The 7,510-nt window shown below is 64.4% G+C and carries 7 protein-coding genes; 1 reads left to right on the forward strand and 6 read right to left on the reverse strand.

The genetic code is table 11. The annotated features are described in order from the left end of the window. Positions 1–294 precede the first annotated feature (294 nt). From ACJASC_RS17355 to ACJASC_RS17380, 6 genes are all read right to left on the reverse strand, one after another. Positions 295–432 carry an NAD-dependent epimerase/dehydratase family protein gene (locus tag ACJASC_RS17355; RefSeq protein WP_415147108.1) on the reverse strand — a complete coding sequence of 46 codons (138 nt, stop codon included), beginning with the start codon at positions 430–432 and terminating at the stop codon, positions 295–297. 190 nt (positions 433–622) lie between these two features. After that, complete coding sequence (locus ACJASC_RS17360) at positions 623–1,576, reverse strand: MYG1 family protein (protein WP_415147109.1); 954 nt, start codon at positions 1,574–1,576, stop codon at positions 623–625. 367 nt (positions 1,577–1,943) lie between these two features. After that, the gene (locus ACJASC_RS17365) at positions 1,944–3,389 is read right to left on the reverse strand and encodes a TniQ family protein (protein WP_415147113.1); all 1,446 of its coding nucleotides are present in this window, start codon (positions 3,387–3,389) and stop codon (positions 1,944–1,946) included. 2 nt (positions 3,390–3,391) lie between these two features. Continuing rightward, positions 3,392–4,363 carry a TniB family NTP-binding protein gene (locus ACJASC_RS17370; RefSeq protein ID WP_415147110.1) on the reverse strand — a complete coding sequence of 324 codons (972 nt, stop codon included), beginning with the start codon at positions 4,361–4,363 and terminating at the stop codon, positions 3,392–3,394. A gap of 3 nt (positions 4,364–4,366) precedes the next feature. Then, complete coding sequence (locus ACJASC_RS17375) at positions 4,367–6,535, reverse strand: hypothetical protein (RefSeq protein WP_415147111.1); 2,169 nt, start codon at positions 6,533–6,535, stop codon at positions 4,367–4,369. After that, positions 6,535–7,215, reverse strand: coding sequence for a PDDEXK family nuclease (locus ACJASC_RS17380; protein ID WP_415147112.1), 681 nt, complete (start codon positions 7,213–7,215; stop codon positions 6,535–6,537). Before ACJASC_RS17380 ends, ACJASC_RS17375 begins: the two co-directional genes overlap by 1 nt. Positions 7,216–7,356: 141 nt before the next feature. Here ACJASC_RS17380 and ACJASC_RS17385 point away from each other — a divergent pair. Beyond that, the coding region (locus ACJASC_RS17385) for a transposase (protein WP_415147114.1) at positions 7,357–7,510 on the forward strand (154 nt) is incomplete at its 3' end.

Here is a 7,510-nt window from a genome sequence, read left to right on the forward strand (position 1 = left end):
GAGCCAGGACACCACGGCGGCGGTGATCATCGCCAGCGTGCCGCAGCGGATCACCGAGTAGCCGAGAAAGAGCGCCCAGATCAGCACCACAATCGGCGCGAAGAGATAGGCCTGCTTCAACAGCGCGTCGAGCTTGGGCAGCGCCGACGGTAGGTCTCGCAGTCCGGCTCGATCAGGATGCGCGGCAGGGCAGCGAAATGCACGATAGCATCGTAGCGCGGCACCGTTGCGAGTTCGAGTTCGTCGAGCCCGACCAGCGCTCAGAGCGTTGAACACCTGCCCGCTATCGGTCAGCTAGACGCGCAAATTATCGACATCAGGCAAGTCGAGCGGCACGCGGTCGGCGTTGACCACCCGATGCCCGCGCTCGAGCAGGTAGGGGATGACGTGACGCCCGGCCTTGCCGGAGCCGCCCGTAAAGAAGATCCGCATGCCAGTCTCTTATCTGTTGCACCTGCGCGCAGAATAGAGAGCCGCCCCGGTGAAACAAGCACACAGAGACGTTTGAGGTAGACCGAAACAAGCCTGATCTGGCGCCGAAGCGGCCGTTCGTGTTGCGCGCAGCGAGCGGCCGCTTACCGACCTTCTTGGCCAAACCCCAGTTGCAGCTCCGTCCGCGCCACTATGGCGCCGCGTTGGCTTTCGAAACCTCCGCCACCGCCAATTCCGCCATCGCCAATTCCGCCATCGCCACGATCGCATCGCGGCTGGAGGCCACGGCGATGAAACGGCCATTGTGGCAGAACTTCGCGCCCGGCACGCCTGACGCCGCTTCCAGCGCCTCATCGGTCAGCCCCGCCCAAGCGGCAGGCAGGTCGGCGCGGGTCGCGAAGGTGTCGTCGCCGGTGCGGATCGTGGTCAGGGCCCAGTCGCTGCCGCGCGGGTGGACCACGAAAAGCAAGTGATCGGCGCCCGCCGCTTCGACCCCGGCGCGGAACGGCATGCCCATGGGCAGCTCGAGGATGCGCCCCTCCCCTGCCGCTTCGATCGCTGCCAGGACCATCGCCTCAGCACGGTATTTCGCGGCCGAGCGGCGGATGCGGGCTTCGACGAAGGCGCGCGCGACCGGGACAGCCGCGGCGAAGGCGCGGTCGTCGGCGCCCTCTTCGCGGTCGTCAAAGGCGGGTTTCAGGCTTTCGAGCAGCGCTGGCAGCGTCAGCCCCGAAAACAGCGGCCCCGCCGAGGAGGCATCCACCGCGCCGTTGTCGAGCAAATCGACGGGCAGCACGAAGCCCCGATCAAACGAGGCGTGGATCTTCTCGACGTCTTGTTCAGGCACGTCGAGCGCGCGCAGGAAGTCGCGCCCGTATTGTGCCCAGATCAGACCGAAGGAGCTGTAGGGCTGGCCGTCCTCGCGCAGCGGGTTGGGCTTCTGGTGGTGATCGAAGATCCGCGCCTCGGCGTCGTACTGACCGCCCACGTCGTAGATGATCCGCCCCTCGCCGGGGGTGATCCAGGCCTTGTCACGGCTGCGCACCAGTTCGGCATCAGCGAACAGACGGGTCAGGATGACCGAGGACAGGAGTTCGTCGGCGTGAAAGCCGCCCGAATGGGTGACGAGGTGGGTGATGGTCATGGCTGATCCTTGAAACGAAACGGGCGGCCGTCAGGCCGCCCTTGCTAGAAGTCCATGGCATCCGATCCGGTCGGACACTCGACATTGCGTCTAACGACCTCTTCGCCGGATCTCGACCGCGAAACCGCCTCAACTTGAGTCTGATTTACAGTCATGTAGATCCGACTCAAGTTAGCGCGAAGGCGTCAGAATTTCCCTTTGCAATCAACGGGATATTTCCGCCCTCGTTTTGCTCGCGCTCGAGATCCGGCGATCTTGTAGTCGAGATCCAGCGGAATTCGAAGTGAAGATCCGGCAAAACCTGCCAGCGGCACGAAAAAAGGCCCGCTTGCGCGGACCCTACGGCGTCGTTCGTCGAACTCGAGCGTCAGGCGGATGCCCTGATCGGCGACATCAGGACGCGATCGAGACGTGGCGACCCGGACTTGCGGAAGGCGGGAAGTTCCCCGCTGAGGATCCGTCGAACGACATCCGGCGTCGTCCCGAGCCCTCTCTGGCAAGCGTAACTGATCGAAGTGAGGGATCCGTCGGCCGGTCCCGCCTCCGGCAAATTACTGATGGCGGACAGCAACTCGTCGAGATGCCGGCGCGCGAAGACGACATTGCGTACTGCTCCCCTCCCCGTTCGCGGCACGAGCGGCAACACGATCTCCGCGGCATAGAGCATCTCGACCTGCCGCTTGCTGGCGCCGATGTACTCCGGGACTCCCGAGAGCGGGATGGCCGTCTCCGAGTCCGCGATGAACCCCGTGATCTCGTCGGCATCGAACCGCATGCGCCCGCACTCCGCCTCGGTGGCGCCTGCCGGCACCCTGCCCATCTTCTGCAGCAGCCGCCCGAGCCTGCTGCGCGAGATCCCGGTGGCCTCGGCAAGGCTTTCGACCGAATGGTAGCGGCGGTGGGTGATCTCGACCCCGAGCACGGTCTCCCCCGCCCCGACGGCGTCATGCTCGACGATGTGCTCCCGCAGCAGATCGCGGATCGGACCCGGGTCGATGGCGTTGCAGCGCCGGTCGAGCCAGTCGTAGAGAGTGCCATACATGGCGAGCGGTCCGGCCTGAACAGCCGATGCGGAGCTCGTGCTGCGGATCGTCGTCAACGCTTCCGTGACGGCTTCGGGCCCTTCGCGGTAGATGGTGAAGCCGATGTCGGTGGCGACCTCTTTCTTCGTTGCGGGCAGCTTCTTGAGGCTGACCTTGTGTCCGTGCTGCAGGACCGCGCCGATCATCTCGGACGCCGCGAGCACCTGCTCGATCGTCTGGCCGCTCAACCAGTCGTCTCCCCTGGCCTCTCCCCGTAGCCGTTCCTCCAACCAGTCGAGATACTCAGGCTGCTCGTCAGCCACCGGCTCTTCGGGGTGAACGTCATTCGCGTCGACCACCTGCCGAAGGTCGATAGCCAGATGATTGTCGGTCGCGGCCAGCCTCACACCGTGGTCCGGGCAGCGATGCACGTGGCGAAATCCCCAGACGAGACTGTGCTCCCAGTCAGCGCGATCCCTGGTCGCGAGGCAGTTCGGGCAGTAGCGTGCGGCCCGGGTGACGAGGAAATCCTTTGACAGCCGTTCGCCCCGGAACTCGATATGCCGCGGCGCGATCCGCACCGCCGCGCATTCGAGCAAACCCAAGTCGTTCCCGGTGGCCTCGGCCAGCCGCGCGACCTCATCGGCATGCCCGGCCGCGAACCGTTCTGCCGACATCCCGAGATCATCGAGGAGCCGGCGCGGCCCCATGCCCGTGTGGAACAGGCTGAGCCGGGCGACGTAGGAGAGGAGGGTTTCGCCTACGCCGAGCGGCATGAAGGGCCACAACATCGTCACCTGCCCCATCCCGACTTTTCCAGTTCCGACCTCACGGCATCCCAGTTGCCGGGCGCGAAGGGGCTCATCTCGCGCGGGCCGTACAGCCCCTCGAAGCGATGCTCCGCATCCACGAGGCTCGGAAATTCGCGTCGGGCCCGCAGCGCACGGGTCATGGTTTCCTTGAACAGGTCGACCGCACGACCCAGCTGCCCCTGCTCGGCGAACAGGATGCGCTCGGGCAGCCGGTCCCGAGCCACCAGCGTGAGCCCCAGCGAACTCGCCATCCAGCCGCAGCACTTGGCGAAGTGCTCGGCCTCCGGCGATCCCGCGTTGATCGGCTTCAGGAAGAGCTTCTCGAAACGGCGATCCGTTTCCTCGTCGCTCATGACGGCCTCCCGGAGCGTGGGAACGCCGACGAGGATCACGGCAACGGCTGCGTCCCCCTGCAACAGGTGTTTGAGCGACTGTACGGCGCCGGGCACGTCGCGACCGGGTCCAGGGCGGACGAGATGGTGCGCCTCGTCGATGATCAGGAGCCTGATGCCTGCACTGCGCAATTTATGCCGCGCGATCGCCCACGCTTCGTGGGTCCGGATCTTGCTCGCCATCCCTACATAGCCCGCCTGCTGGGCGATCAGCTGGGCAAGGCTCTTGATCGTCGCCTCCGCAGGCACCGTCACGAACATGGTGTTGCCGGGCCTCCCGTCCACAGCCTCCGACAGCACTTGGGTCGCCCGGATCGTGCGCATGAGCAGCGCCGTCTTGCCGCTGCCGGACGGTGCGAGGACCATGAGCCCGGCGGTCTCCCGGGTCAGCGGGTCGCGGACCGGTTCCTTGGTGAGTTCGCCATCCTCATCGAGGACGAAGAGGCCCTTGAGGCTCTCGAGCAACCGCGCGTCGCGCGAAAACTTCCAATAGCGTTCCGCGAGCCAGTCCACCTTCTCGGGAATGGAGCTCGAGGCGGTCAGGGTGTTCAGGTCGACCATGGTTCACTCCATCAGCTGGTCAGGGGGGATGTCGGCGGCCGGAGGGGCAAGCTCGTCCGGCCCGAACTCTGCTTCGGAGAGATCGCCCGCTTCGATCGTTCCCGCGAGGATGTCCTCGTAGTCGCCGTAGGCATGCTGCCGTTCTGCAGTGACAACATGCCGTGCGAACTTTGCCTCGGTCCGCAGGAGCTCTTCCGGCGTCGTTTGCTGCGCGACCAGCTTGCGAAGAATCTTCATTTGACCAGACATTTCGTTGATCAGAGCGATCGTCCGCAGACGCGTCTCACAGGCTGCAGTGTCGACATCTTTCTGAACCGACAGCCACGCGACCAGGTCGACGTCGGTCTTGCCGATCCACTCCTCGTCGGCGGCTGGCACGGTCAACCATTCGCCGTTGCCGACACGGACCTCGATCGCACCGACGTCACCGGGCCACCAGGCGATTTCGATGTCCTGCACGCGCTGGCCTAAACACAACGTCATCAGCGCTTCGGACTGGTAGTCGATGTACATCGCACGGATGCCGGACCGAGTGAGTTTGCGGGGCACCCGGGTGCCGAATGCCAGCCGCATTTCACTGCTGGTGATCGCGCGCGGGGCGCTTTGCATGACCGCCAGGTTCCATGCCTCGGCCGGCGTCATTCCCAAGGCGGTATGGCGCTTCGTATGGTACGCATCCACGACCCACCGCACGAGCCAGAAGAGGAAGTCCTCAAGCTTCAGGCTGGCGCGCCGCTCCGGATCGTTCTCCCCCTTGGCCACGACGTTGCTGAAGGTCCGCCCCGGCAGGCGTGCCAGCAGATCAGAATGTAGCGTCCGGAAGACGCGCTCAATGTAGGGCTTCAACCAAGGCTTTCCCGCGGGTGCCCCGAGATTGGTGATACCAAGGGCCGCCAGGATCTCGTAGGCCTCGTCGGAGACATACTTCGCGCCCCTGTCGAGCACGATCTCTTCCGGCGCACCGAACTGCTCCCAGCGGCATACGCAGCCTGCCGCATCCGAAATGGATGTCTTGTCGAGGTAGATCAGTTCGACCGTGCTGCGCAGGGTATTCTTGTGCTTCTCCGGAACGATCTGGAGTGCCAGCAGGCACCGGGTATGCACGTCGATGGCTGCGGACAGCGTGACACGCTGAGGTTTGCCATCCAGCCCGATGAAGAGCTTTTCGCTCTTGCTCAGGTCGTCGAAGAACGGTGTGTCCTTCATCAACACCATCAGGTCGACGGTATATTCGTCGATTTCCACGCGCTCGAGCGCCCGGCTTGTCTTCACGCCTATGCCCACGGCATGCAGGTCACGGTAGGCCACATCGAAGCCGCGGGACCGGATGGCGTGGTCGAATGGGGCGATGTCCAGGATCCGGTTGCGGATGTGACCGTAGCCAGGCATCTCCAGCTTGCCCTGCGGCACCGGCAGCTGCTCGCGGCGGGCGTTCTCTTTCTGAACCTCCGCCTGCACACCTACTGCGATTGCGCCGAAGTGTGTTCTTTCCATATCGAGCAAGCTTTGTATCTGTTCGCCGACAAAGGCGCGCAATTCGTCGGAGTATCGGGAAGCCCCACCACACATGCGATACTGGTCGAACAGCCACTCGTCGCCCTGCTTCTGCCAGGTTCGGTACCACTTGAAGAAGGTGCGTCCGTTTGGGGCGGGGTATTCGAAGACTTCGCGTGTCTTTCCACCGGGGACCGTCTTGAGTGCCATCGAGCGCTGCTTCCTCCCTTCGGCGGCCCGTAGCATGCGGCGATGCCGCACCTCTCCCTCTGCTGCGATACGGTCCTCGAGTTTCTCGAAATCACCGCGGATGTTGCGCAACTCCCCCTTCTTGATCAGGGCATTCGCGACTTGCACGTAGGCGCGCTTGAGCTGCATGCGCGCAATCTCCCGCTTGGTCCGCTGCACACGGGAAACGCCACCGGGGCGCGGCGTGCTTGCCTGCGGCCGCCTCACGATGCGCAGCGTCCCGTAGTCATTCTCGACGGCGACGTCCTTGTAGGACATCACACCCATCGCGCTCTCATGACACACGCCGTCCTTATCGACGTGCTCGTCCCACCGGATCAGATAGCCCTCTGGACGGAGCTCGACGACCGTGCCGCCCCGGTGCTTCAGGGTGAACTCGCAGCCCTTTTCCAGAAAGACGCGGGCTTGTTTCTCGACCACGGCCGCCATCACGCCACCTCCCCGCCGCGGATCAGGCTGTCGCCGGTGATGCGCCCCCCATCCACATGCACGATCGCGCCGCTGCGGATGCCGCGGGCCACGCCATGAAAGCCGGCCCCCTTCAACCCGGTCCGACCAAGGAACTCCCGGATAGTCGACGGTTCGTGAGACGAGTTGGCGGCCTCGAGGATGATGGTATCGATCTCGGCCTGCGGACGACGCGCCGCATGGAAGAGCTTGGCATTGTGCAGGGTGACCGGATGGATGTTGCGCTCGGTCACCACGCAAAGGTCGTGGACCACATGGGGAACGGCCGCAGAACGGATGGCACGGATGTCCGACTGGAAATCGCGGGTCATCGCGATCGCCTCGGGTTTGACGGCGATCCCGATCCGCCGGCCCTGCACGAGCGTCACCCGAAAATCGAGGTGATGCGTGGTGACCTTGCCATCCTGCCGCTTGTAGGAAACCGGCGCGATCTGCTCCTCGAGGTCCGCGACGCCGGGGCGATAGATCAGGCACAGCGCCGTCTGGTATTCGAGCAAGCTCTCGAACCCGAGGCACTGCGGCCTGCCCCTCAGGTCGAACACGAGCTGCCCGACCCAGTGGCCCTGCGACTTGCGAGGGATCGGCCGCTTGGCCCTGCTCGGTGCCGGATCGAGATGCGTGTATTTCTCAGTTCTTGCCATGAAACAGGCACAGCTCCGTTGGCTCGCCCCGATGCTGTTCGGGCGAGGGTTGTAAGGATGGTGGGGCTGGGTCCGTGCTTGCCTGTGAATAGCCCCGTGTCTTGTGGACGCCTTCTTCGCTAATTTTGAGGCAAGGAGGCCATGATGAGCAGCAATAAGTTCAGCGAAGAGTTCAAGCGGGACGCGGTCGCACAGATCACCGAGCGGGGCTACCCGGTCAGGGAGGTGTCGGAGCGGCTCGGGGTCAGCCCGTATTCCCTCTACGCCTGGAAGAGGAAGTTCGCGAAGGCGTCAT

Source organism: Limimaricola cinnabarinus, from assembly GCF_047631075.1.
Lineage (GTDB): Bacteria > Pseudomonadota > Alphaproteobacteria > Rhodobacterales > Rhodobacteraceae > Limimaricola > Limimaricola cinnabarinus.

Coding starts and splice junctions, on each gene's coding strand:
- ACJASC_RS17360 (WP_415147109.1), bottom strand. CDS start 1,576: ATGACCATCACCCACCTCGTCACCCATTCGGGCGGCTTTCACGCCGAC.
- ACJASC_RS17370 (WP_415147110.1), bottom strand. CDS start 4,363: ATGGTCGACCTGAACACCCTGACCGCCTCGAGCTCCATTCCCGAGAAG.
- ACJASC_RS17365 (WP_415147113.1), bottom strand. CDS start 3,389: ATGTTGTGGCCCTTCATGCCGCTCGGCGTAGGCGAAACCCTCCTCTCC.
- ACJASC_RS17375 (WP_415147111.1), bottom strand. CDS start 6,535: ATGGCGGCCGTGGTCGAGAAACAAGCCCGCGTCTTTCTGGAAAAGGGC.
- ACJASC_RS17355 (WP_415147108.1), bottom strand. CDS start 432: ATGCGGATCTTCTTTACGGGCGGCTCCGGCAAGGCCGGGCGTCACGTC.
- ACJASC_RS17380 (WP_415147112.1), bottom strand. CDS start 7,215: ATGGCAAGAACTGAGAAATACACGCATCTCGATCCGGCACCGAGCAGG.